At 39.1% G+C, this 24536-nt stretch carries 21 protein-coding genes; 1 reads left to right on the forward strand and 20 read right to left on the reverse strand.

What is annotated here, in order from left to right:
* Positions 1 to 34: 34 nt before the first annotated feature.
* From J0J33_RS08600 to J0J33_RS08615, 4 genes are all read right to left on the reverse strand, one after another.
* A complete protein-coding gene (locus J0J33_RS08600) occupies positions 35 to 727 on the reverse strand; it encodes a YjjG family noncanonical pyrimidine nucleotidase (RefSeq protein WP_206887488.1) in 693 nt (230 codons plus the stop codon).
* A gap of 86 nt (positions 728 to 813) precedes the next feature.
* Positions 814 to 2424: an alpha,alpha-phosphotrehalase gene (gene treC / locus J0J33_RS08605; RefSeq protein WP_206887489.1), complete on the reverse strand. Its 1611-nt coding sequence runs from the start codon at positions 2422 to 2424 to the stop codon at positions 814 to 816.
* Between the two features lie 19 nt (positions 2425 to 2443).
* Entirely contained in the window at positions 2444 to 3988 is a 1545-nt protein-coding gene (locus tag J0J33_RS08610) for a PTS transporter subunit EIIC (protein WP_019292355.1), read from the reverse strand.
* Between the two features lie 12 nt (positions 3989 to 4000).
* Positions 4001 to 4486, reverse strand: coding sequence for a PTS glucose transporter subunit IIA (locus J0J33_RS08615; RefSeq protein ID WP_019292356.1), 486 nt, complete (start codon positions 4484 to 4486; stop codon positions 4001 to 4003).
* 129 nt (positions 4487 to 4615) lie between these two features.
* Here J0J33_RS08615 and treR point away from each other — a divergent pair, with 129 nt between their 5' ends.
* Positions 4616 to 5332: a trehalose operon repressor gene (treR, locus tag J0J33_RS08620; RefSeq protein ID WP_206887490.1), complete on the forward strand. Its 717-nt coding sequence runs from the start codon at positions 4616 to 4618 to the stop codon at positions 5330 to 5332.
* Positions 5333 to 5419: 87 nt separating this feature from the next.
* On the opposite strand, the gene J0J33_RS08625 is transcribed toward treR, so the two are convergent.
* The 16 genes from J0J33_RS08625 to J0J33_RS08700 form a co-directional block, all read right to left on the reverse strand.
* Positions 5420 to 7048 carry a DUF6273 domain-containing protein gene (locus J0J33_RS08625; RefSeq protein WP_206921703.1) on the reverse strand — a complete coding sequence of 543 codons (1629 nt, stop codon included), beginning with the start codon at positions 7046 to 7048 and terminating at the stop codon, positions 5420 to 5422.
* A 352-nt stretch (positions 7049 to 7400) separates the two neighbouring features.
* On the reverse strand, positions 7401 to 8951 hold the full coding sequence (gene purH, locus J0J33_RS08630; protein ID WP_206887491.1) for a bifunctional phosphoribosylaminoimidazolecarboxamide formyltransferase/IMP cyclohydrolase: 1551 nt from the start codon (positions 8949 to 8951) through the stop codon (positions 7401 to 7403).
* A 40-nt stretch (positions 8952 to 8991) separates the two neighbouring features.
* Entirely contained in the window at positions 8992 to 9534 is a 543-nt protein-coding gene (gene purN, locus J0J33_RS08635) for a phosphoribosylglycinamide formyltransferase (RefSeq protein WP_019293569.1), read from the reverse strand.
* Complete coding sequence (purM, locus tag J0J33_RS08640) at positions 9531 to 10544, reverse strand: phosphoribosylformylglycinamidine cyclo-ligase (RefSeq protein WP_206887492.1); 1014 nt, start codon at positions 10542 to 10544, stop codon at positions 9531 to 9533. The genes purN and purM overlap by 4 nt, the downstream gene beginning before the upstream one ends.
* Positions 10537 to 11952 (reverse strand): amidophosphoribosyltransferase, encoded by a 1416-nt coding sequence (gene purF, locus J0J33_RS08645; RefSeq protein WP_206921704.1) that lies wholly within the window; start codon positions 11950 to 11952, stop codon positions 10537 to 10539. The genes purM and purF overlap by 8 nt, the downstream gene beginning before the upstream one ends.
* Positions 11937 to 14153, reverse strand: a complete 2217-nt coding sequence (gene purL, locus J0J33_RS08650) for a phosphoribosylformylglycinamidine synthase subunit PurL (protein ID WP_019293572.1) — start codon at positions 14151 to 14153, stop codon at positions 11937 to 11939. The genes purF and purL overlap by 16 nt, the downstream gene beginning before the upstream one ends.
* The gene (gene purQ, locus J0J33_RS08655; RefSeq protein WP_019293573.1) at positions 14150 to 14830 is read right to left on the reverse strand and encodes a phosphoribosylformylglycinamidine synthase subunit PurQ; all 681 of its coding nucleotides are present in this window, start codon (positions 14828 to 14830) and stop codon (positions 14150 to 14152) included. The genes purL and purQ overlap by 4 nt, the downstream gene beginning before the upstream one ends.
* Positions 14830 to 15072 carry a phosphoribosylformylglycinamidine synthase subunit PurS gene (gene purS / locus J0J33_RS08660; RefSeq protein ID WP_019292365.1) on the reverse strand — a complete coding sequence of 81 codons (243 nt, stop codon included), beginning with the start codon at positions 15070 to 15072 and terminating at the stop codon, positions 14830 to 14832. Before purS ends, purQ begins: the two co-directional genes overlap by 1 nt.
* 55 nt (positions 15073 to 15127) lie before the next feature.
* Entirely contained in the window at positions 15128 to 15844 is a 717-nt protein-coding gene (gene purC / locus J0J33_RS08665; protein ID WP_206887494.1) for a phosphoribosylaminoimidazolesuccinocarboxamide synthase, read from the reverse strand.
* A gap of 104 nt (positions 15845 to 15948) precedes the next feature.
* Entirely contained in the window at positions 15949 to 16374 is a 426-nt protein-coding gene (locus J0J33_RS08670; protein WP_019292367.1) for an ASCH domain-containing protein, read from the reverse strand.
* Positions 16375 to 16390: 16 nt separating this feature from the next.
* Positions 16391 to 16852, reverse strand: coding sequence for a GNAT family N-acetyltransferase (locus tag J0J33_RS08675; protein ID WP_206887496.1), 462 nt, complete (start codon positions 16850 to 16852; stop codon positions 16391 to 16393).
* A 1-nt stretch (position 16853) separates the two neighbouring features.
* Positions 16854 to 17693: a thymidylate synthase gene (locus J0J33_RS08680; RefSeq protein WP_206887498.1), complete on the reverse strand. Its 840-nt coding sequence runs from the start codon at positions 17691 to 17693 to the stop codon at positions 16854 to 16856.
* A 146-nt stretch (positions 17694 to 17839) separates the two neighbouring features.
* Positions 17840 to 19690, reverse strand: a complete 1851-nt coding sequence (locus tag J0J33_RS08685) for an ABC-F family ATP-binding cassette domain-containing protein (RefSeq protein WP_206887500.1) — start codon at positions 19688 to 19690, stop codon at positions 17840 to 17842.
* 102 nt (positions 19691 to 19792) lie between these two features.
* Entirely contained in the window at positions 19793 to 21637 is a 1845-nt protein-coding gene (locus tag J0J33_RS08690; protein WP_165719784.1) for a glycerophosphoryl diester phosphodiesterase membrane domain-containing protein, read from the reverse strand.
* Positions 21638 to 21809: 172 nt separating this feature from the next.
* Positions 21810 to 23204 (reverse strand): C69 family dipeptidase, encoded by a 1395-nt coding sequence (locus J0J33_RS08695; RefSeq protein ID WP_019293579.1) that lies wholly within the window; start codon positions 23202 to 23204, stop codon positions 21810 to 21812.
* A complete protein-coding gene (locus tag J0J33_RS08700; RefSeq protein ID WP_117517348.1) occupies positions 23201 to 24397 on the reverse strand; it encodes a CCA tRNA nucleotidyltransferase in 1197 nt (398 codons plus the stop codon). The genes J0J33_RS08695 and J0J33_RS08700 overlap by 4 nt, the downstream gene beginning before the upstream one ends.
* Between the last annotated feature and the right edge of the window lie 139 nt (positions 24398 to 24536).

Below are 24536 nucleotides of genomic sequence, written 5' to 3' on the forward strand. Positions count from 1 at the left end.
TCTAAATATATTCTTATTCCATTGTTCGGAATTATCAAGCGAGGACAGGTAGAGAAGGTATTTCTAATAAATCTTCGATAACACAATCTGGTATTAAATCTTTTTGCGCCTCTAAGTGTTTAGGATTATACCAAATTGTTTTAATACCTGCATTTTTTCCGCCTAGGATATCCGTAGCTAAGGTATCACCAACAATCGCAAAATCTTTATCCGCAGCATGATCGATATGTTCAAATACATAATCAAAGAATTCTTTTGATGGCTTGTGTTTTCCAATTTCTTCACTGATAAATATTTCTTTGAAATATTCGGCAATGCCAGACTCTAAAATTCGTGGACGAGAAACTTTTGATGTACCATTACTAACAATGTACATTTCTGTTGCTTCTTGCGCCAGGCAATCCAAAAGTTCCATAGCGTGGTCCATCAATTCATGACCTTGAGCCAAGTGAAGTTGGTAAGCTGCATCAACAGCCGAAGCATCGTAAGTTTCTTTAACTCCCAAAGCTCTAAAAGCATTAGCAAAACGTGTAGAAAGAAGCTCTTCACGACTGATTTCTCCTGCTTCATGACTTCGCCAAAGTGCTTTATTTTCACGTGAGTAAATGGCTCTGTTTTCTTTTGTATCTTCAATATGGTATTGCTCAAAGATTTTGCCTAAAGCCATGTACTCTGCCTTATCAAAATCAAGAAGTGTGTTGTCTATGTCAAAAAGTAATACAGTCATTTTCATCTCTTTCTAAAAATTTATGATAGCTCTAGTTTAACGATTTCATCGTATTTTTTCAACAAAAGAGACTTTTATAACGGTCACTATCTGGCTAATAAAGCAACCGACTGATAAGGTGCCAGTGTTTCAGACTTATATGAATCATAGTTATTAACGAAGACTTCTGCATCTTCAAAACCCTGTGGCAAAGTAAAGTTCACGCTGTGATTGGCAAAGTTATTCAGTACAAGTAAAAGTTGGCCTTTATATTCACGTACAAAAGCATAAATGTGCTCTGAATCTTTAAGTGCAGCTTTATAATCTCCCTCAGAAATAATTTTTTCCGTTTTTCGTAAACGAATCATTTCTTTATAGAAATTATAGATTTCTCCGTTTTTATCTCTTTTCAGATTAATGTCGGTATGTTTGCCCAACTTCAGCCATGGCTCTCCTTTGCTAAAGCCCGCATTTGCGCTATCGTCCCATTGCATCGGTGTTCTTGAATTGTCACGTGATTTACTGCTGATTATTTCAAACGCTTCGGATTCTGTATTTCCTTGTTTCAAAAGTCTTTCGTAAGCATTCAAAGCTTCTAAGTCTTGGTAATCGGCAACAGAATCATAATCAGGGTCAATCATACCAATTTCTTCACCCATATAGATAAAAGGTGTGCCACGGCTGAGGTGAATCGCGGCTGCTAGCATTGTTGCTCCTTTTATACGGAAATTTTTCACATCCACAAAACGATTGAGCGCTCGAGGTTGATCATGATTATTCCAAAAAGTAGCATTCCAGCCGCCACCTTGTGACATTTTTTCGCCCCATTCATGGAAAAGCTCTTTGAGCGCTTGAAAATCAAAGGGAACTTTGGTCCATTTATCACCATCTTTGTAATCTGTTTTTAGATGATGGAAATTAAAAACCATACTGAGTTCTCTTCGCTCCGGTTGTGTATAGAGAATACTGTTTTCAATTGAGGTTGAGCTCATTTCTCCCACAGTTATGGCATGTTCATCTTGGCCAAAAGTAGCAGCATTGAGCATTTTCAAATATTCATGCGTGATTGGTCTATCAGTATACTCAAATTTCCCATCAAATTCTGGATTGTTTTTAAGTATTTCGTCTTTTCCAATAACGTTAATCACGTCAAAGCGAAAGCCTGATATACCTTTACCACGCCAAAAATTAACAACTTCAAACAGTTCTTTGCGAACATTGGGATTACGCCAATTTAAGTCGGCTTGAGAAATATCATAAAGATGAAGATAATATTTACCAGTATCGCCAAATGGCGCCCAAGCATTGCCACCAAATTTCGACACCCAATCCGTAGGTTCATCTCTAAGAATGAAGAAATCTTGGTAATATTTATCACCGGCAAGTGCTTTTTTAAACCATTCATGTTCTGTTGAAACATGATTCAAAACCATATCCAACATAAATTCAATACCTAACTCTTTACCACGTGCCACCATTTGGTCAAAATCTTTAAAATCACCAAATACTGGATCTATATTAGTATAGTCAGAAATATCATAACCATTATCTCTTTGCGGGCTGGGATAAAAAGGATTAAGCCAAATCATATCGATTCCTAATTCCGCCAAATAAGGTAATTTTTCCGTTACTCCTCTGAGATCACCAATACCATTTCCTGTAGTGTCTAAAAATGATTTAGGGTAAATTTGATAGATGACTTTTTCACTCAATGTCATAGTTTTTTCCTTTTGTTTCTTATTTATTTACGGCTGATTTAAAGACGTTTTTCTTTTCAAGTCCTGTTCCCATTGTATCTGAATCTTTAAAGCCAAAGAACCAAACCAAAGTCATGGATACAACAATACAAACAGCTGTCGCAATCCAAAAGTAGATAAAGTTGTTAGGGTTACCTGCAGCATGAGTCAAAGGATTTGTCGTTGCAGCAAAGTTAGGGAAACCAATAAGTGAGCCTGAGAAGCCGTACATATGCAGATCAAATAAGCCAGCAACCGCAGCGCCTGCAGCTGCACCAATCGAACTCATAATGAAAACACGAATATATTTCAAGTTAATCCCATACATGGCTGGCTCAGTTACCCCACAAAAAGCCGAAATCGCTGCTGGTAAAGCTAACCCTTTGAGACTTTGTTGGCGTGTTTTGAGAAAGACAGCTAGAGCACCAGCACCTTGTGCCAACATTGTAAAGGAAACAATCATATTAATGTTTGATTCTCCTGTTGTTACGATTTGTTGCGTCAAGATAGGAATAACCAACCAATGGAGACCAAAGATAACTAGAACTTGGTAAAGTCCACCAATAATTGCTCCTGCTATAGTGAGATTAAGATTAATCAAGCCTGTAATGACTGAAGCAAGCGCAGAGGAAACAATACTAATTACGGGTCCTACCAACAAGAGTACTAATGAAGCCACAACAAAGAAAGTAATCATCGGTACAAAGATCGAACGAAGTGCTAAAGGCATGTGTTTCTTAAGCCAAGCACCGATTGGTTTAGCCATCCAAGCTGCTACAATAATCGGGAAAATAGTATAAGCATAATTTGGCAAGCTAACAGGAATATTAAAATAACTTGTATTAAAAGTTACGCCAAATAATTCCATGACGACTGGTGCTTTTCCAGCTACAATCTCTCCTTTCTCAATAACATTTGGTGCTGCAACTAAGCCTTGTAAAGCAGGGTGAATCATAAATCCACCAACTGCAGCCACGACAAATGGGTCTGAACCTAACTGTTTAGCAGCAGCATAGCCGACCAAGACAGGAAGGAAGTAGAATGGTGCCATCGCCATTGTTGAAATAATAATATAGGTTGGATCTGTCGGACTAATAAGTTCAAAAATATGGTTTCCTTTAACAAACATGTTAAGAATCCCGTTAATCATACCACCAGCAGCTAATAAACCAATAATCGGCATCATTGATCCCGTAATTGTTCCAACTACAACTTGAAAAGCACGAATGATTGGATTTTTAGAAACTTTTGTTTCCTCGACTTCTTCACTACTTTCGCCATCCACGACACGACTGCCCAGCTGGGCCACAATTTCGTCATAGACATCCTCAACAGCTTGACCGATAACGACTTGGTACTGCCCCAAATTTGCATTGTAGACAACCCCCGCTACACCATCCATTGCTTCAAGTTTTTTATCGTCTGCTTTTTCTTTGTCGACTAAATAGAAACGTAAGCGTGTGATACAGTGAATCACCTTTGTGATATTTTCCTCACCACCAACAGCAGCAATAATTTCTGTTGCTAATTTTTTGTAATCTGCCATGATTTCTCCTTTTTATTTTGCAGTTGCTTGACCCAACAGATCACCTGCTTGAGCAATTCCTTTTTTAACAGTAAGACTATCGAGCTTTTCATTTGTATTTGTAATTAAAACCATACTCGTAAGTGGTAAACCCGCTGCTTCCACTTCTTTCCAATTGACCTGTCCCAGAGCATCGCCGCCGTCGACTATATCGCCCACTTTAACCTTAATCTGAAAAGGTTGTCCATTTAAACTTACTGTATCAATTCCTAGATGAAGCAACACTTCTAAACCATCTGCGCGCGTGAAGCCGATAGCATGTCCTTGTACTAGACTGACTTCTCCTGCTACTGGACTGACAATGTCATTACTTGTGGGTTCAATAGCATAACCATCTCCCATAACTTTTTTGGCAAATACAGGGTCGGAAACCTTTTCCAAATCAATAACTGTACCCGCTAAAGGTGTATAAAGGTTCTTGTCCTCACTTACACTTTTTTTCTTTCCAAAACCAAACATTTTTATTCTCCTTTAATAAAAATAAACTGCAACTTGTACGTACAAGTTTATAATAGCAAAATGAAAGCGGTTTTGCAAGCGGTTATATTTTTACTTTAACTTAAAGTGCTTTTTTGTTACACTTAGGTTATGAAAAAGTACGAAATTATTCTTCGGGATTTGGAGAAAAAAATTCATGAAGGAAGATATCCCGAAAATGAGCTCTTGCCCAGTGAAAACCAGCTTACAGTGCTCTATCAAACAAGCCGTGCAACGGTACGACAAGCGCTCAAAATCTTGGAAGAAAACGGTATTATTCAACGCCGTCACGGCTTTGGCTCCATTGTTATTCCAAGAGAGAGATTGATGTTCCCCATTTCAGGGTTAACTTCTTTCAAAGAGCTCAAAGATTCTTTAAACTTCAGCTCAACCACTGAAATATTAATTTTTGAAAAAATAACTGTAGATAAAGACCTCTCAGAACTTTCTTTTTTTGAAGAAGGCTCTCAAGCTTTTCATATCCTCCGCCGACGAAATATTGATGAGCAGTTCGTTATCCTAGACCGCGACTATATTTTAGCTTCTGCAGCACCTGATATGACCAGAGAAAAAGTAAAGTCTTCTCTATATGCTTACCTTGAAGATTATGTTCACCTTGATATTTCATATGCTCAAAAAGAAATCACAATTGATTTTGTCAATGATGAAGATAAAACTTATTTGGATTTGAACCCTAAGGACCGCCATGTCGTGAGTGTGCGCAGTCATGTTTATCTCGCCAATAATAATGTTTTCCAGTACACGGAAAGCCGGCATCAAGTGGATAAGTTTCGCTTTACTGAATTTTCGAGAAGACAGAAGCATTGAGGTAAAGTTATTGCATTGCATTAAAGTACCTATAGTACAAACAAAAAAGTCGAGAAAATGTATTTCTTGACTTTTATATTTACTTGATTACTGGTGGATTATGAGAGCTGGACGAACACCCTTATATCTATGGCTGTGATAAGTGAAATGCCATATGCCAGTGGAGTCCACTAGCCAAGAATTTCCGTCACTCTCAGGCGTACGCAACCACCAACGTATATTTGCACCACGGTCAGAAATTCTAAAGAAGCTACCTGTACGCGTCAAATGATTTACATCGGCTACGGAAAGAGCAAAAGCACGACGTACACCGTCTGAAACAACCCTTGTTCTATCTGCGTAAGGCACGTCAAAAATATTTAGATTAGTGATAACCCCATTAGGCGCACGGGTAGTATCATAAAAAGGCAAGCTTCCGACATTAAATGTTTCGGATACTGGGGCAATATATGCTTCCCACTGCGCGCGAAGCCCTGGATCATTTGGGAGAAAATCTTCAGTGTACCATCTGGTGAGTTCGGTTTCTTGGTTATTCCAATTAATATTTCGAGCGATAGGATGGTTAAGGATAATCATATGGTTCCCACTTCCCATGTCTTCCAAATAACGGAACTGCTGCCCCGCCATAGTAAAAATACGCCCCGGCCGCATGACATCAAAGTTAAAGTCGCTCGGCTCTGAATCTCTATTCCACCGCGGATTGCCATCGCCTTTGACCCCTTCTAGGAAAGCCTCTAAGCGTGTATCAATTGGTTCACCTTGCTCTTCCGGCTCTAAAAATCTTTCCATCTCCAAAGGTGAGATAACTTGGCTATCTACATGAATAGCGTAGTAATATGAACCATTGACAACCGAGTTCACAACTTCATTAGTCATGTTCGCTGCATCAAGTAGGTAAGAAGTGGCCTGAGACGGTTCCAATAACTCTGCCCAGTAAGCCCAACCGGTGTTGGGATCAATGACCCAAAAATAGCCAAATCTGTCGTTGGGGCTTAATTGCTCCCATTGTAGAATCGTCATTGGTGGGCGCTCCTCTTGCAAGTGTTGTTTAGTTTCTTTCCGAATGGTTTCGCCTGGCCAACTGCCTGAACCATTATCAAAATAGCTCCTTTCACCACTTTCAGTCCAATAATTTTCTGTTCCATCTCCCGGATGTGTTCTGCCATCTGATTCTGCATCTGTTGCACCATTGCCTTGGATAAAGTCGCGGGCATGACCTGCAGCAGCTGACCTCAAGTCTTCGAAGTCATGATTAAAGGTTGGCATATACCAAGGCGCTGTTCCTGTTCGACCAAAGACCAAGTTAGAATAGCGGTTAAATCGTGAGGATTCTTCCCCTCTACGTCGATTAATGTTGTTTTCTTCTGGAAGATAAGTTGTCCAAGTACTGGTATTTCCGCGCTCAGCACTATCAACTAGAGATGTAGGATTATCTTCACCTAGTCTTTGGATTTCCATGTACTCCGACAGTCGAATGCGTACCATGATAGCATTAGCCCTCGCGTCAAGACCATAGTTTTCGACAAAGACATCTTTATTGCCTGTGTCACGGTTATAGTAATCATGGACCCGACCAGGTATATAAGTTCGAATTTGATTTGTATGGTCATTAATGACCTGCTGATGAAAAGCAGTCCAAGCAAAGGTTCCACCTAATAAAAGCAATAAAAATAAAAAAACTATTTTTCTGAATTTACGGTTTTGTTGATGTTTCATGCCTAGTTTCCTCCTAGCTTTTTATCCATTGCCTTAGAGAAAGGCAAAAACGCCCTGTATTTCACGGACATTATTTGAATGGTATAGTAAAAAAGAGCTCGCAGATCTACTGTGCTGTGCTGTGCTGTGCTGTGCTGTGCTGTGCTGTGCTGTGCTGTGCTGATAGATTATAGTTCATCACAATTCCTCGTCAAGTATTTTGTTGTTTTAGAGTAATACTAATATAATTATATTGTAATATATCGAACAGTAATATTAAAATAAAATGAGGGATAAGTTATTATAAAATTCTTGTACAAGATCTTCATCTTTTCAGCAAAAAAAGTCCTACTTACTAGCAGAACTTCTTTTATCAATGACGGAAATGTCTCACACCTGTAAAGATCATCGTGATGCCATACTTGTCACAGGCTTCAATGACTTCTTGATCACGAACGGAACCACCCGGTTGTACAATTGCTTTGATGCCAGATTTGGCAATCTCATCAATATTATCTGCAAAGGGGAAGAAGGCGTCAGAGGCAAGCACAGCATTATCTAGACCTTTTTCTTGAGCGGCTTCGATTGCTATTTTCACTGAAGCTACACGGTTGGTTTGACCAGGTCCAACCCCAAGTGTTTGATGTTCATTTGTAACAATGATACCGTTAGACTTCACATACTTGACCGCTTTCCATGCAAATTTTAGCGCTTCCCATTGTTCCATATCTGGTTGGACTTGCGTTACTACTGTCCAACTTTCTGGGTGTTCTGTAACAACATCTTGTTCTTGTACTAAAACACCGCCAAGCACGCCTGTAATCATCGGTTCTCTTTCTGATGCACCAATTTGTTCAAAATCAAGCGAAAGCAAACGAATATTTTTCTTTTTCGTTAAAATTGCCAGAGCTTCATCAGAAAATGCTGGTGCAATAATGATTTCTAAAAAGATTTTGCTCATTTTCTCAGCTGTTTTTGGGTCAACTGGACGATTTAAAACGACAATACCTCCGAAGATTGAAACAGGGTCTGCTTCATAAGCGTAATCCCAAGCTTTCTCAATCGTCTCCCCTTGACCAATGCCGCAAGGATTCATGTGCTTAAGCGCTACAACAGTTGGTTGCTCCGTAAAATCACGCGCAATTTGCAAGGCTGCATCTGCATCACGCACATTGTTGTAAGATAATTCTTTACCGTGTAATTGCACACTTTGCCCAATCGAATAAGCAGTTGGAAGGGCATTTTCATAAAAATCTGCATCTTGTTGTGGATTTTCACCATAACGCATCCCTTGTTTTAAATCATAGGTCAGTGTCAACTTTTCAGGTTTTTCCTCATGATCAGAAAACTTTTCTGTTAAATATTGTGCAATGAGTGCATCATAAGCAGCAGTATGTCGAAAAACTTTGGCAGCCAAACGTTGACGAAGCTCTAAGCTGGTTTCCCCAGCTTTTTTAAATTCTTGGAGAACTGCAGCATAGTCTGTGGGATCAACAAGAACAGTAACGTCTGCATGATTTTTTGCTGCAGAACGTAACATTGAAGGACCACCAATATCAATATTCTCGACAATTGTTTGATGATCAGCTCCTGACAAGAGTGTCTCTTTGAAAGGATAAAGATTGACAACAACCAAGTCAATGGGTGTAATATTGTGCTCTTCTAAGGCAGCTAGATGCCTGTCCAAATCACGTCGTGCCAAAAGTCCACCATGAATCATTGGATGTAATGTTTTCACACGTCCATCCATCATTTCCGGAAACTGCGTCACTTCTTCAATCGCTAAGGTTGCAATTCCTGCTTCATCCAAAGCTTTTTTAGTTCCGCCAGTTGAGATAATTTCAAAACCGAGTTTACTTAAAGACTCAGCCAATTCAACAATTCCATTTTTATCCGACACACTGATAAGCGCACGTTTAGTCATTTTTATTCCTTTTCTATTTTTAAGTTTATAATAGCTTTTACTATTTTTTGATAAGCTCTTCTACTACTTTTATATACAATTCATGCTCTATTTGATGGAGCTTTTTTTCATATTCGGCGAGTTCTGGGTAATAATCAAGCTGCTGCTGGGCTAAAATTTCTCCTGTATCGACTCCAGAATCCACCCAATGCACTGTGATTCCCAAGCCTTCTTGAGCTTGCCAGGATTCCTCTAAAGCATGAGCTGAACCCGCAAAAGCTGGCAGATATGATGGATGAATATTAATGATCCGACCTTCATAAGCTTGCAAAAGAGTAGGACCAACAATTTTCATATAACCTGCAAGACAAATCAAATCAATCTGATGTTCACGGAGCAAAGCAACTAAGGCTTCTTCATAACTTTGCTTATCAGCAAAAGATTTTAAGGTAAAGCTGACAGCAGCTATCTTGAGCTGCTGTGCTCTTTGTAGAGCATAAGCCTCAATCTTATCCGAGAATAAGAGCTGAACTTCAGCGGGAAAAGCTTGAGCAAGAGCTTCAAAGTTGGATCCTGAGCCAGAGGCGAAAACGGCAATCCTCATTTTATAATTACCGCTTGTTTCACACGTGGAGTAATTTTTCCGATTTCGTAGCATTTTACTCTTTGCTTCACTTCCTCAGCCTTTTCTGGGGCCACCGCAAGGACCATACCAATTCCCATATTGAAAATCTGGAACATTTCGTCATGAGGAACTTGACCGTATTTCTCCAAAGCTTTGAAAATAGGCAAAATCTCCCAGCTGTCTTCTTTAATTTCAGCTGCTAATTGATCACTAAACATTCGCGGAAGATTTTCATAAAAACCGCCTCCTGTAATGTGCGATATTCCTTTAATCATATTGTCCTTTATGAGCGGTAAGAGCTCTTGGACGTAGATATGAGTGGGTTCAAGTAACTCTTCTCCAAGGGGGCGTTCCAGCTCAGGAAGAATTTCTTGTTTATCAAAATCTTTAAAGATTTTCCGGACGAGCGAGTAACCGTTCGAATGAATACCAGAGGAAGGAAGCCCTAATAAGATATCACCTGCCTCAACATTCTTAGAGCCATCGATTAGGGCTGACTTTTCGGCAATACCGACAGCAAAACCTGCAAGGTCATAGTCATCTGTATCATACATATCTGGCATTTCTGCTGTTTCACCACCAATCAAGGCTGCCCCTGATAGCAAACATCCTTGGGCAACACCTGCGACCACTTTTTCGAGCTTTTCCGGAAGGTTTTTACCGGTAGCGATATAGTCAAGAAAGTAGAGGGGTTCTGCTCCAGCTGCAACGATATCATTAACACACATGGCCACACAATCAATGCCAATCGTATCATGTTTGTCTGCTTCAATAGCCAGCATCAGCTTTGTGCCCACTCCGTCTGTTCCAGAAATAAGCACTGGTTCCTTAACATCAAGTTTTGAAAGATCAAATGCCGCTCCAAATCCTCCAAGCCCTCCAAGAACTCCCAGCCTTTTCGTTTTTTCGGCGTGTTTTTTTATGCGATCAACCACTTGGTAACCCGCTTCAACATCAACTCCTGCCTTTGCATAAGCATTTTTAGACATTTTTTCCTCCTAAAGATTTCAGGTAATTTTCTTCGTAATCGTAAAGTGGCGTCGGATATATACCGTCAAAGTAAGACAGACACAGATTATCATGTCCGATAGCCTCAACTAATCCTTCTTGGCTTAAAAAAGTAAGACTATCTGCTCCAATGATTTGGCAGATTTCATCGATTGAGTGTTTCGCTGCAATCAACTCTTCTCGCTTTTGAATATCGATACCGTAAAAGCATGGATAAGCAAGCGGTGGGCTCGCAATTACAACGTGAACTTCAGCAGCGCCGGCATCTTTAAGTAAACGCACAATTCGTCTGCTTGTCGTTCCACGTACAATAGAATCGTCCACCATGATAACCTTTTTACCTTCGACTACACTGGAAACAGCCGAGAGCTTCATCCGTACACCTTGTTCTCTTAATTCTTGCGTAGGCTGAATAAATGTACGCGCCACATATTGATTTTTAATCAAGCCCATTTCGTAAGGTAATCCAGATTCTTCTGCATATCCGGATGCTGCTGAGAGTGACGAATTTGGCACACCAATAACAATATCTGCATCTACCTGTGCCTCACGTGCTAAGATACGCCCTGATTGTTTACGTGCGGTATGAACATTGACACCTGCAATAACACTGTCCGGACGTGCAAAGTAAATATACTCCATTGAACAAATTTGTGTATTGGTCCTATCTGTAAACTGCTCAACATGCAAGCCTTGATCATTAATTTGGATAATCTGCCCGGGTTTGACTTCTTGAACAAACTCTGCACCGATAACATCAAAAGCACAAGTTTCACTGGCTACAACGAGCGCACCGTTAGCCATTTTCCCAATAGATAAAGGACGGAAGCCATTAGGATCAAGAGCTGCAATCATTGAATCTTCTGTCATCAAGAGATAAGCAAAGCCACCTTTAACAGTATTCAAGGCTTCCTTTACTTTTCCCATAAATTCAGGATGATGGCTGCGGCGAATCAGATGCGCCAAAATTTCGGTGTCTGAACTTGAAGAAAAGATAGCACCTTGTGCTTCTAACTCACGTCGTAGCGATACGGCATTGGTCAAGTTACCGTTATGGGCTAGACCAAGCTGTGTGTCTTGAAATTTAAAATGAAAAGGCTGAATATTGTTTAATTCTGCTGAACCTGCTGTGGCGTAGCGTACATGGCCCATGGCTGCTTTCCCTGATAATTTTTGTAAATCTTTTTCGTGACGAAAAACTTCTGTTACCAAGCCTAAATCACGATGCCGCTGAAGTTGCCCATCATTATTTGACAGAATACCGGCACCTTCTTGTCCTCTGTGTTGCAAGGCATGAAGTCCAAAATAAGTCAGTTGTGCAGCTTCAGGATGTCCCCAGATGCCAAAAACGCCACATTCTTCGTTCAAGGACTTTACTTCATAAGGCATGGAATCGCTCCTTCATAAATCGCTTTCGCTTCTTCAGTAGATAGGGAAATTTCACCATCTTTTGCTGAAATTTTAATTTCTGACTTGTCTGTAACATGCCCTAACTTGCTTGCTTTCCCTGCCATCAGTTCTTCAAAATTCTTTTCATCTTCTGGGCGAACTGAGAGAATAAAGCGACCTTGACTTTCAGAGAAAAGTTGTGATACTTTGCCATCAAAATGAACCGAAATTCCTTTATTATTAGCAAAAGCCGACTCGACAAGAGCAACAGCTAAGCCACCTTCAGATAAATCATGCGCGGACTGAATGAGACCGGCTTGGATTGCTTTTAGTACGCGTTCCTGATTTTCTTTTTCAGCTTGCAGATCAAAGTTCAGCGTACCTGAAACCTCGCCTGTCATCATTTTTTGAATTTCAGAGCCAGAGAAATCATCGGCAGTATCCCCAATAATATAAATTAAGTCACCTGTTTCTTTAAAATCTTGTGTCGTAATATGTGCCACATCTTCAATCAAGCCAACCATCCCAATCATTGGTGTCGGTAAAATAGCTTGACCGTTCGTTTCGTTATAAAGGGAAACATTACCTGAGATGACCGGAGTAGATAACACACGGCAAGATTCCGAAATACCATCACATGCCTTGCTTAACTCGTAAAATTGTTCTGGCTTTTCTGGATTACCAAAGTTAAGGCAGTCCGTAATTGCTAAAGGTTTCCCACCTGAAGCAATGATATTTCGTGCTGCTTCTGCGACAGCTATTTGTCCACCAATCTCGGGATTAAGGTAGAGATAGCGCGCATTACAGTCTGTTGTCATTGCTAAAGCTTTATTGGAATGACGGAGGCGAATAACTGCTGCATCAGATCCTGGTGCAACGACTGTATTTGTCATTACTCGACTATCGTAGGTTTCATAAATACTGCGCTTGCTCGCAATTGTTGGTTGATTAAGGAGATCTTTGAGAACCTCTGTTGCATTTACGATTTCCGGGATAAATTTTTCAGCTTTTTCAAATTCAGCAATCCGTGCAGGTTCTTTCATTTCACGATAATAAACCGGTGCATCCTCAGCTAAAGAGTCTACTGGAATTTCGGCAACCTTTTTACCTTGATGGAACAATGTGTACATCCCATCGTCAGTGACTTCACCAATATTTACCGCATCAAGTTCGTATTTTTTGAAGAGCTCAACGATTTCATCTTCATGTCCTTTTTTAATGCAAAGTACCATCCGCTCTTGCGACTCTGAAAGCATCATTTCGTATGGTGTCATATTTGTCTCACGTTGTGGCACTAAATCTAAATTAAGTTTCAAACCTGAGCCAGCCTTTGAAGCCATTTCCGAAGTTGAAGAAACTAATCCAGCAGCCCCCATATCTTGAATACCAACAAGGATATCAGAATGATTATGGATCACTTCAAGACAAGCCTCTAACAAAAGTTTTTCCATAAAAGGATCGCCCACTTGAACGGCAGAACGTTGTGTTTCAGAACCTGAACCAAACTCCTGAGAGGCAAACGAAGCACCATGAATGCCGTCACGTCCTGTTTTCGCGCCGACATACATGATTGTGTTGCCTACACCTTTGGCTTGTCCTTTTTGGATGTGCTTATGCTCAATCAAGCCCACACACATCACGTTCACTAAAGGATTTCCCGCATAAGATTCATCAAAAGCTACTTCTCCACCTATTGTAGGAATACCGATACAGTTACCATATCCTGCTATTCCAGCTGTCACACGGTCAACAATGTGACGTGTTTTAGCATTGTCAATCTGACCAAAGCGAAGACTATCCAAAAGAGCAACTGGTCGCGCTCCCATCGAAAAGATATCACGAATAATCCCGCCCGATCCTGTTGCTGCACCTTCATAGGGTTCGACATAGCTTGGGTGATTGTGTGACTCTGCCTTGAAAACAACTGCCCAGTCATCACCAATATCAACGACTCCAGCACCTTCACCTGGTCCCATAAGTACTTGTGGACCTTCTGTTGGAAATTTTTTCAAGACAGGTTTTGAATTTTTATAACAACAATGCTCTGACCACATCACGGCATACATGCCAGTTTCTGTAAAGTTAGGCAGGCGACCACCAAGAATCTCATTTTTAATTTTAGAGTATTCTTCATCAGTCAAGCCCCATTCACGATAAATTTTTGACGTTTGGATTTGTTCTGGACTCATTTCACCGCTCATTGTGACGCTCCTTCTTCTACAAAATTTTTCAAGATACTGGCAAACATTTTTTTACCATCATTTCCACCAAGTAAGGATTCTACGGCGCGTTCTGGATGGGGCATCATCCCCAAAACATTCCCTTCTTGATTACAAATCCCAGCAATGTCTAAAGCAGAACCATTGGGGTTTCCATTTGCATAAGTGAAAACAATTTGTCCGTTATTTTTTAAATCTGCCAAGGTTTGTTCATCAGCAATATACTTGCCTTCCCCGTGAGCAATAGGCAAGCTAATCACTTCATCTTTAGAAAAGACAGTTGTAAATTTTGAATTATTATTTACTTTTAAGTTTTGCCACTTTGAAACAAACTTTAAGCTGTCATTTTGAATCAAAGCGCCTGGTAAAAGTCCTGCTTCGATAAGAATTTGAAACCCATTGCAGGTACCAAAGACAGGTTTCCCTTCTGCAGCCAAACGTTTAATTTCAGGCATAACATTCGAAAAAGAAGCAATGGCTCCGCAACGTAAGTAATCCCCGTAACTGAAACCCCCAGGAATCAACACACCATCAAAGCCTGCAAGAGATTTTTCCTCATGCCAGACAAATTCGGCTTCAGCTTGCATCACATCACGAATAGCCCAGAGGAGATCGAAATCACAATTTGATCCTGGAAATTGAATAACTGCAAATTTCATCAATCTACCACCTCAACCTTGTAAGTTTCCATGTTTGGATTTGCTAATAATTTTTCAGCTATCTCTTCCACTTTCTTCACGGCCAATTGAGAATCTCCCTCAACTTCGATTTCAAAATATTTACCAACGCGAATATCTTGAATTTCAGAGTAGCCTAGCTTTTGAGTTGCTGCCTTGATTGCTTGTCCTTGAGGATCCAAAATTGATTTTTTATAGGTTACGTAAACTTCTACTTTGCTCATTTTCTCTTTCTCGTTCACTTTCTTTTATTTGTCTCTGCCATTACGGCATTAAGTCTTAAAGTTCTTTTTCTTCTTGAAGGGCTGTGAGTACACGACTGTATACTTCAATCAAGTCGCCAATATTACGACGGAAAACATCTTTATCTAAATGGTTCCCCTCCGCATCCCAAAGGCGACAGGTATCTGGTGAAATTTCGTCTGCCAAGATAATTTCGCCATCTGCTGTACGACCAAATTCGAGTTTGAAATCAACCAGACTCAAGCCGATTTCCCCCCATATTTTTTGGAGAAGGGTATTGATTTTCAGTGTTTCTGACTTGATGAATTCCAGTTCTTCTGGTTGAGCAAGTTCAAGAAAATAGACATGTTCATCATTGATAAAAGGATCATCGAGTGCATCAGACTTGTAATAAAATTCAATAATAGGTCGAGGAAGAATGTCACCTTCTTCCAAAGCAAATCGCTTTGCAAAAGAGCCAGCAACACGATTTCTTAAGACCACTTCTAGAGGTATAATCTCAACTTTCCGATCTAATTGTTCGGTTTTAGATAGTTTTGTGATAAAAGATGTTTTGATTTGTTCGGCATTCAATTTTTGAAAAATCAGGGATGTAATTTGATTGTTCAATGCCCCTTTGCCTTTAATTTCTTCTTTTCTTTTACCATTTAGAGCTGTTGCGTTATCACAATACTCCACCCAAACCAGCTGTTCATCCTCTGTTTCATAAAGCTTCTTTGCTTTACCTTCATAAAGTAAGCGTCCCTTTCTCACGATATGCCTCCTCTTTATTTTATAATTTAATTCTAACCTTATTTAGAGTACAAAAAAAGATATTACTTGTGAAAGTAATATCTTTTTTGAATATCATTCGCTTTTTACGAACATTTATATAAAACTTCAAATTCTTCACAGACAATATCCATATCTGGTGCATAACAATCTAAATCTCGGAAAAAAGCTTCATGAACTTGCCGCCAATAAGCCAAGCTCCTGTCTCCTTCACCTTCGTTAAAGGCATGATCCTCTGTTACCTTATTAAACTTAGTAATATAGACCTTGCTTGTTTGAATCGCGGCTCGTGGATTTCCTTTGCCATCGAGTAAAATCTCATATCTTCCATCCACAGCAGGTAAAAAATCGTCTGGTCCATACAGGGACAATGCGCTTGCTGTAGCTCTTTTTTTCCCCTCAAGTACAAGTTCTAATAGCTCATCAGCCATTTGAGGAGTGTTACCAAAGGCCCAAGCATCACTGAAGTTATCTGGATTTAGATTAGCCTCTGCGATAAATTTTTCGTACATTTTTCCTTCCCGTCTTTTATAACTTTAATTGCATTTTGTAATTTTTTAAATTTTGGTTGCGTCGTAGGACGATTTGTTGCTCTAAAATCTCATAGCCACGTTTTTCAAAAAAAGGCCGCGCAGTTAAGGAAACATCAACATTTATTCTTTCTACCCCCTGCCCCTTACAATATTGTTCAATCTGATTGGCAAGGAGATTTCCTACACCTCGTTTCTGAGAAACCTTATCAACATACAGGCAATCAAATTTGTCTTCGCTTGTCGCATTAGCAAAGCCTAAAATTTTTCCACTTTCTTCTACAATTATACAATAGCTCTCAGCCAGCAGTTTTTCCGGAAAAAAATCAGACTTATCAGATGGCGCCCATGCTTCTAACTCTTCTGCAGAATAATCCGCAGCATTGATTGTATGTACTGTTGTATAAAACAAATCAGCAATCTCAGCATAATCGTTTGAGCAGTAATGTCGACAGTTCATCTTAAATCGCCAAATCAAATTTGAGTTGTGGCGTCACAGGTTCATAGTCCACCAATTCAAAATCTTCTGGTTTAATATCAAAGAAATTCGTTCCATCTGGTACATTTAAAATCAAGCGTGGCTCTTTTTCTGAACCCATGCGTGACAGTAACTCATTCGCTTGTTCAAATTGATTATCGTAAATATGCAAGTTGTTGACAAAGTAGAAAAACTTGCCGACTTTCCAGCTGAAGTGTTTAGCCAACATCATTTGCAAAGCTACATACTGCATCGCATTAATATGATGCGCCACAAGCATGTCGTTTGAACGTTGAATCAAGGTTGCATCCAGATAAATTTGTCCATCTGCTTCACGTCTTACGTCAAACATCGTTTGAAATGCACAAGGCAAAAGTCCTTCGGTTTCTTCAAAATCTTCATATTGCCAAAGATTAATGATATTCCGACGGTTCCATGGATTTTTTTCCAAACCTTCGAGAAGCTTGCCGATAATGTTATATTTTTTAACGGTTGCTCCATAACGTTGTCCAATGGTACCATCACCGATACCCCATTCAGCCCAATATTTCACACCATATTTTTCTTCTAGAACGTCAAGTGCGCTGGTCTGATCTTGGTAAATCCACATGAGTTCTTTGATTGCCGTCTTGATAGGAATACGACGAAGAGTTGTGATAGGAAATTGCCCTTTTTCAAGATCATAAGTGACGAAAGATCCTGTAATATATTTACTGTTGGCTGTTTGGCCATTTTTATATTTTGGACGCGCATTTTCTGAAAACACGCCATTTTCGAGGATATTACTGATATTTTCTTTGAAGATTTGGTCTGCGTAGGTCATATTTCCCTCTCTTACTTTCGCTTTATTATGACTAACATTATACCATATAAATAAACAAACTTTTAGAAGTTAGTTCCATTCTCTTAAAGTAATTATGACAATCAAAATAGAAAAAGAAACAAAAAAAGCAAGAACTCGCTTGCTTTTTATATTTTTTCACTGAGCATTTCCCAGCGCTCATATTTTGTCTCAAGTTCTGTCGTTACTTGATCTAATTCTTTTTGAAGAGTAGAAAGCATACCGGCATCTGAACCATTTTCGTTCATTTCAGAATCAATTTCTTCTATTCGTTCTTCTAATTTTGCAATATCTTCTTCGATGGTTGCCCATTCTTGCTTCTCGGCCCAAGTCATCTTTGGTTTTGCATCTTCGCGTACGCGTGTATCAACTTTCGGAGTAGCTACTTCCACAGGAGCTGCCACTTTTGTCGCCAAGTAGTCACTATAAGCACCAAAAAGATGGTTAATTTTTCCATCCTCAAAAGCCAAAAGCTCATTGGAAACCTTGTCTTGGAAATACCGGTCGTGACTTACGGTAATTACAGCGCCAGGGAATTTTGCAAGAAAATCTTCTAAAACTGTCAAAGTTGCAATATCCAAATCATTGGTTGGCTCGTCCAAGAGCAGAACATTAGGTTGTGTTAATAATATTTTTAAGAGGTAAAGGCGCTTCTTCTCACCACCAGAAAGTTTACGAATCAAAGTCCCATGTGTGCTTCTTGGAAAGAGGAATTGTTCCAAAAGATTAACAATCGAAATTGTCTCACCGCTTGTATTTTGGCTAGCGGAAGCTACTTCTTCCAAGAAATTAATGATGCGTTTATCCTCTTCAAGTCCACGTATTTCTTGACTGAAGTATCCAATCTTAACAGTCTCACCGATATCCATCGTTCCTGACGTCAACTCAAGTTCTCCGGCGATAATATTGAGCAAGGTTGATTTACCTACACCATTATCACCAACGATACCAACACGACTTTTATTCTGTACAATCCAGTTCAAGTCAGAAAAGATTGGACGATCAGGAAATGCAAAAGCTGCATTTTCAAAATTAATGACTTTTTTTCCTAAACGTGTCGTCGCCAAGCTGATGTCTACATCACCCAAGTCTTTATCTGTACGTACATCTTCTTTTAAGCTTTCAAAACGGTCAATACGTGCCTGTTGTTTAGTTGCTCGTGCTTGCGGAGACTTGCGTATCCAAGCTAATTCTGATTTGTAAAGCTGTTGGTTTTTATGCAAGCTTGCAGCTTCACGTTCCTCTGCTTCAGCACGTTGCGCCAAATAATCTTGATAATTCCCTTGGTATTCTTTGAGTTTTGACTTGTCTAGCTCAAATATACGCGTCGCCACATTGTCCAAAAAATAACGATCATGTGTCACAAAAAGCACTGTTCTCTTACTGTTTTTGAGATAGTTTTGCAGCCATGCGATAGTATCCACATCAAGGTGGTTGGTAGGTTCATCAAGCAAAAGTAAATCAGACGGATTGACGAGCGCTTGGGCTAATTGCACACGGCGCTTTTGTCCTCCTGAAAGCGAGCCTATCTTTGAAGAAAAATCTGGCAATTTGAGTTTTGTTAAAACTGTTTTCACATCTGCTTCTACTTGCCAAGCGTTTAAAGCATCCATATCAGATTGGGCACGTTCAAATTTGCTTAAATCTTCAATATTTAAAAGTGCAGCTTCATAACTTTTTATGGCCTTCATTTGGGGGAGTGAATCATCCAGAACAGTATCCATGATACTTGCTTCATCATCAAAATCTGGCTCTTGAGTCAAATAGGTAATTTTATAATCTTGGGGGTGAGTAAATGGAGAAACATCTCCATCAAAACCTTGAATGCCCGCAATCGTATTAAGCAAGGTTGTTTTACCTGTACCATTTGTGCCCAATAGCCCTATGCGATCGAGGTTATGTATAATAAATGAAATTTTATCAAAAAGTGTTTTATCTCCTACGCTTTTTGTTAAATCTGATACTAAAAAATCTGCCATGTTCTATCTAAATCCTATCTTTTTCTCTGAATACTCTTATTTATTATAGCACAAGTTAAGAAAGGCAAAGAGCCTTGACCCTTTGCCTTTCAACATTAAATACTACACATTAAAACTAGAAAAACTATCTGAGCTCAGATCTGTTAAATCTGCATTTCCTAAATCTAATAAGTAAATGCGAATTTTCTGGGCAAAGCTCATACCGCTTTGCGTATTTTCGATAGTTTTCTTGACTACCGGTATATCATCTGTGATTAAGCCATCAACATCGTATAGACGCATACGTTGTACTGTATTGGCATCATTAACATCCCAAGCATAAACTTTTTTACCATAATCGTGCGCTTTTTCCACAAATTCCGAATCCAATGTCGATATTTCAACTGAAAATGCATCAACATTACTTTTCGGTACTCCGATAAGGTTGTAGGTCATAATGTAAGATACAAAAGTAGATGAATCATGATTTTTTAGGCTCCGTGACAAATCAAAGCTTAAAGATTGTACTTGATGTTTTCTTGCTTCAATATCTTTTTTATAACGTTGCAAGAAATTTCTACTTACTGCATTGACATCTTCCTTAAGCGGGATTTTAATTTCAATCAGTAATTTTTGATCAAGCCTATCTGCTTCTTTCAAGTATTCATCAAAGCTTGGTAAAGGGGCAGATTTACCATTTTCTCGGACAGTGAGTTTGGTGAGTTCAGCTAAAGTCAATTCATTTACTTTCTTGTTCACTCCAGCTAAGTGACGTAAATTTTCATCATGCATGACAACAAATTGCTTGTCCTTTGTTTCACGTACATCCATCTCAACATAATCTGGATGATAGGTTTGGCTAGTTTCAATCAAGGCGGGAATTGTATTTTGAACACCATTTTTCTCGGACACACCACGATGTGAAATAATAAGTGGATTTGATAAGGTATCCTGGCTGAGGTAATAAACGTTAAAAACACCAATGAGCGCAATAAACAGGACTGTAAAAAACCCCAATAAACTTCGGCTCACCCAACGCCAACCTTTAGGCAATAGTTGAAAAGCTTTTAGCTCAACATAGATTTCTTCTGGTGTTAATTCCTCTAACAAATTAATGACCACATAGAAAATCAAAATTAGTGACAAAAGCATGTGTAGTAAAGCTGAAACTTGGATAATAAACATAATCATCGTCGCAGATGCTAACGCTATTTGAGGCATGTGATGATCAATTGCGGATTGCAACAAAATCAAGAGTTGACTGATTACCCAGAAAGAAGCCAGTAAACTGATGAAAATTGCTATAAAGCGGAAAAAGAAAACTTTAAATTTTCCTTTGCTCATCTGCCAGCTGACACTCAATGAGGTCCTAAGTTTTTTCTGCTGCAAAATCATGAGCGGCAGAACAAAAATTAGACGGTATCCAATAAACATGGATAATAAAGTCAGTAAAATGTAGGCTGTCAAAAGCCACCAATTGTTAGTTGCAATAAACTCCAAGATGAAATTAGGCACTTGAATAGCGGAAATAATGTCTATACCGCTGGCAAAACCACTTAAAGGCAAAACTAACATAAAATAAAACAAGAAAAATAAGATAAGAGAAGGTCTGAGATGTCGCAACCGTGAAAATGTTGCATAAAGTAACTCAGGAATTGTAACTTTTTCTTTTTGCTTCACAAAGTGAACCAGTATCGTTAGAAAAGTAAATTCTAAGAATACCGAAACTACAATCAGGACCAAAATACCTACTAGAGCAAACGCTGTGAGTGGATGTTGACTGAAAATCGAGATTACATTATCATAAGCCAGATAATCAATCTCCTTACGGTGAAGTAAAAAATTAGTGGTCGCTGTTAATGTCGGAACTACAACGAGTAAAAGTAAGAGGTGAAAAAAGATGACGGGACCAAAATAATGAAACGTATTTTTAAAAAAGTCTTTTGTTGATTGGAATGTTTTACGCATTTTCCTTGCTTTCTTTTTAATAAATTAAAATGTAAGATAAATTTCTTCTTTTTATTTTAGCACAATATGTTTTGAAAACTAAGAACCTACTTTACGCTCGTTTAGAGGATAGACGGTTTTTAGTATTTTGTATAGGGCACAAAAAAAAGCACATAAGTGCTTTTTATCAGAATTAATCGTTGAAATCATAACGGAGTTTCATGCGATTTGAACCTGAAATTACCATACGTCCTAGCATTTCAGTCATTGCTTTTAATGCAAACGCTGCTAATTCTTCATTTGCTGCTTGTAGGTCTGCTGCAGCTCCCGCTTTATCCGTTTTATTTTGGATTTCACGGAATTTACCTACAGTTGCCAATTCATAGGTATCACGTAAATCAACGTACTTGCTGTAATCTGTATCACCAAGAAGTGCTGCTGTACAACTGAGCCAGTACATATTATTCAAGTCAAATGTCGCTGTTGCATCACGATAGCAAGCTGGTGTATCATCAACATTTGTGTAGAAAGGTACGACATGGTTGAAGGTATTTGCCCCAAATGCCAACCATTGAATACCTGCAAGTTTTTCATCAACATGATTACGGATTTGTAAAATGTGTACACTGTGGTTACGGTTGATCCCAATTGGACGGAAAAGTTGTGCTTGTTCCGGCGTATTTGTTGTACCGTAAGTATCAAATTCAGTATTTTCAAAGTGGCTTGAGAGCACAAATTTCATGTCTTCTACTGAAATTTTACGTGTGGCTTTACAGATGAATGGCAATTCTGGATTTTGAGGATCGTCACTTGGCGTTCCCAAAGCGTTTTGACCATACCAAGTACGTGGATTGTTATATACACTATCTTTAACTGAGCTGGAACCAAAGATATGACGTAAATTATAACCTTCAAAATCTGGGTTAAGATGGTTTTCATCAATCAGTGCTTTCAAATCTTTTGAACAAAGTGTATCTTCACTTTCAAAATCAAAATGATCAATGTTCATGCGGTTAGGCGCAACCACATAAGAATCATCTGGAATACGTACTGCTGCCCAATGATGGCCACCAATTGTTTCCAACCACCAAACCTCTTCCTTATCAGCAAAAGCAATACCGTTAGGTTCATATGTTCCATATTGATCAAGAAGGGCACCTAAGCGTTCAACACCTTCACGCGCACTGTGGATGTAAGGCAAGACAAGAGTAACATAGTCTTCTTCTCCCATGCCGCTTTCTTCATTGTAAGGGTCAAGTCCTAAGATACGTGGGTTTGTTGTAATTGTTTCTGTAGCTGACATTGCAACATTTGCAGCATTAATCCCTGCAGCAGCCCAAGTTCCGCTTGTTAAAACAGCATTTGGTGTAGCAGTATAACGCATTGGGTTTTCTGGAAGGTCCAGTTCCAAAGCACTTAACACAGCTTTATAATGACGCGGTTGTTGATCTGGTTGAACCACAACAAAGCGTTGTGGATCCAGTGCTTCATGTCCATCGTCATTACGAGCGATAAGTGTCGATCCATCAATTGAGGCTTTTTTCCCCACCAAAATAGTAGTACATGAACCTTGTTTACGAGTAATCATAGAATCTCCTTAATATATATTAAAATTTTGTTTCTATCATTTTTTAATTGGTTGTTAACGACTTGTTCTTCAATCTGATGTAGCAGCTTCCCTAAAATCGGACCTGGCTTGATATTAAATGTTTGAATAATGTCATTTCCAGTTACTGCAAGCTCTGACTTGCTATGTATCTGGAGCTTTGCATCATAGATATAAGCCTGATCACAATCAACATCTTGCCCTGCGGCAACTTTTAGCTTATCAACCAGCAGAGCTTTTTCTAACCCATAGCGATAAATGCTCTCTAAACTCCAACTTTCAAGCTTATAGGCTTCTGTCAAATCATACACATATTTGATAAAGTCATTCGACACCTTCCATTTTTTCAAGAAAGCTTTAACATTTATCTGATCACTATGCACTAAGAGCGCAGCCCAAGCTTGCTCTGAATTGACAAAAGTAAAGTGCGTCTCTAGAGTTTGAAGTAAAGCTTGTATAGCTTTTTCTTGCAAGTCCGGCAAAAAAGTATAAGCTTGCGAAGTTAACAATATTTCTAAGCCTTTTTTCCAATTTTTAGCCAAAAGCAACTTGTCGAGCTCAATGAAAATACGTTCAATAGAGATTTTGCTTAAAAGATGAGCACGCGATTGCATAGCTTTAAAGGTTTCTTTTTCAACATCGAAATTTAAAGTTGCAGCAAAACGCATTGCCCGCATAATCCGAAGCGCATCTTCATTGAAACGCTCCGTTGCAATTCCAACAGCACGCAAGCGTGACGCAGATAAATCAGAAAGACCATTGAACAAATCAATAATCTGTCCCTCAGTATCCATAGCAAAGGCATTAATCGTGAAATCGCGGCGTTTTAAATCTTCCGAAAGTTCTCGGACAAAATCTACAGAATCTGGGCGGCGATAATCTGTATAAGTGCTTTCTGTACGAAAAGTAGTAATTTCATAGTGTTCAGCTTCAGATTGACCAGCTAAGACTAACACGGTACCGTGATCAATTCCCACATCAATGGTATGCGGAAATATGGCTTTGGTTTCAGCCGGATATGCACTGGTTGCAATATCCACATCATGGATTGGCCTTTGCAAAAGCGCATCCCGTACGCTTCCTCCTACAAAATAAGCCTCAAAACCATGTGCCTGTATTTTTTCCAAAACCGGCAAAGCTTGTACAAATTCTGACGGCAAATTCTCTAGTTTCATACTACTATTTTAGCACTTTTCATCTGAAAAAGAGTTACTGAGCAAATCTTTTTTAAATATAAAAACTTTTACTGCCAAAGAGTAATGAGAATACGGATATTTTAGAAGAAAAAGTTATTGTTATTCAACTTTCTTCTTA

Source organism: Lactococcus sp. LG1267 (assembly GCF_017309545.1).
Classification (GTDB): Bacteria; Bacillota; Bacilli; order Lactobacillales; family Streptococcaceae; genus Lactococcus; species Lactococcus petauri.

What these genes read in the sequence shown, in the direction of transcription:
- J0J33_RS08625 (WP_206921703.1), bottom strand. Translation starts at nt 7,048, where the DNA reads ATGAAACATCAACAAAACCGTAAATTCAGAAAAATAGTTTTTTTATTT.
- treR (WP_206887490.1), top strand. Translation starts at nt 4,616, where the DNA reads ATGAAAAAGTACGAAATTATTCTTCGGGATTTGGAGAAAAAAATTCAT.
- purH (WP_206887491.1), bottom strand. Translation starts at nt 8,951, where the DNA reads ATGACTAAACGTGCGCTTATCAGTGTGTCGGATAAAAATGGAATTGTT.
- purL (WP_019293572.1), bottom strand. Translation starts at nt 14,153, where the DNA reads ATGAGCGGTGAAATGAGTCCAGAACAAATCCAAACGTCAAAAATTTAT.
- J0J33_RS08600 (WP_206887488.1), bottom strand. Translation starts at nt 727, where the DNA reads ATGACTGTATTACTTTTTGACATAGACAACACACTTCTTGATTTTGAT.
- purF (WP_206921704.1), bottom strand. Translation starts at nt 11,952, where the DNA reads ATGCCTTATGAAGTAAAGTCCTTGAACGAAGAATGTGGCGTTTTTGGC.
- purM (WP_206887492.1), bottom strand. Translation starts at nt 10,544, where the DNA reads ATGTCTAAAAATGCTTATGCAAAGGCAGGAGTTGATGTTGAAGCGGGT.
- purN (WP_019293569.1), bottom strand. Translation starts at nt 9,534, where the DNA reads ATGAGGATTGCCGTTTTCGCCTCTGGCTCAGGATCCAACTTTGAAGCT.
- J0J33_RS08695 (WP_019293579.1), bottom strand. Translation starts at nt 23,204, where the DNA reads ATGATTACTCGTAAACAAGGTTCATGTACTACTATTTTGGTGGGGAAA.
- J0J33_RS08615 (WP_019292356.1), bottom strand. Translation starts at nt 4,486, where the DNA reads ATGTTTGGTTTTGGAAAGAAAAAAAGTGTAAGTGAGGACAAGAACCTT.
- treC (WP_206887489.1), bottom strand. Translation starts at nt 2,424, where the DNA reads ATGACATTGAGTGAAAAAGTCATCTATCAAATTTACCCTAAATCATTT.
- J0J33_RS08670 (WP_019292367.1), bottom strand. Translation starts at nt 16,374, where the DNA reads ATGTACGAAAAATTTATCGCAGAGGCTAATCTAAATCCAGATAACTTC.
- J0J33_RS08685 (WP_206887500.1), bottom strand. Translation starts at nt 19,690, where the DNA reads ATGGCAGATTTTTTAGTATCAGATTTAACAAAAAGCGTAGGAGATAAA.
- purQ (WP_019293573.1), bottom strand. Translation starts at nt 14,830, where the DNA reads ATGAAATTTGCAGTTATTCAATTTCCAGGATCAAATTGTGATTTCGAT.
- J0J33_RS08690 (WP_165719784.1), bottom strand. Translation starts at nt 21,637, where the DNA reads ATGCGTAAAACATTCCAATCAACAAAAGACTTTTTTAAAAATACGTTT.
- J0J33_RS08610 (WP_019292355.1), bottom strand. Translation starts at nt 3,988, where the DNA reads ATGGCAGATTACAAAAAATTAGCAACAGAAATTATTGCTGCTGTTGGT.
- J0J33_RS08680 (WP_206887498.1), bottom strand. Translation starts at nt 17,693, where the DNA reads ATGACCTACGCAGACCAAATCTTCAAAGAAAATATCAGTAATATCCTC.
- J0J33_RS08675 (WP_206887496.1), bottom strand. Translation starts at nt 16,852, where the DNA reads ATGAACTGTCGACATTACTGCTCAAACGATTATGCTGAGATTGCTGAT.
- J0J33_RS08700 (WP_117517348.1), bottom strand. Translation starts at nt 24,397, where the DNA reads ATGAAACTAGAGAATTTGCCGTCAGAATTTGTACAAGCTTTGCCGGTT.
- purS (WP_019292365.1), bottom strand. Translation starts at nt 15,072, where the DNA reads ATGAGCAAAGTAGAAGTTTACGTAACCTATAAAAAATCAATTTTGGAT.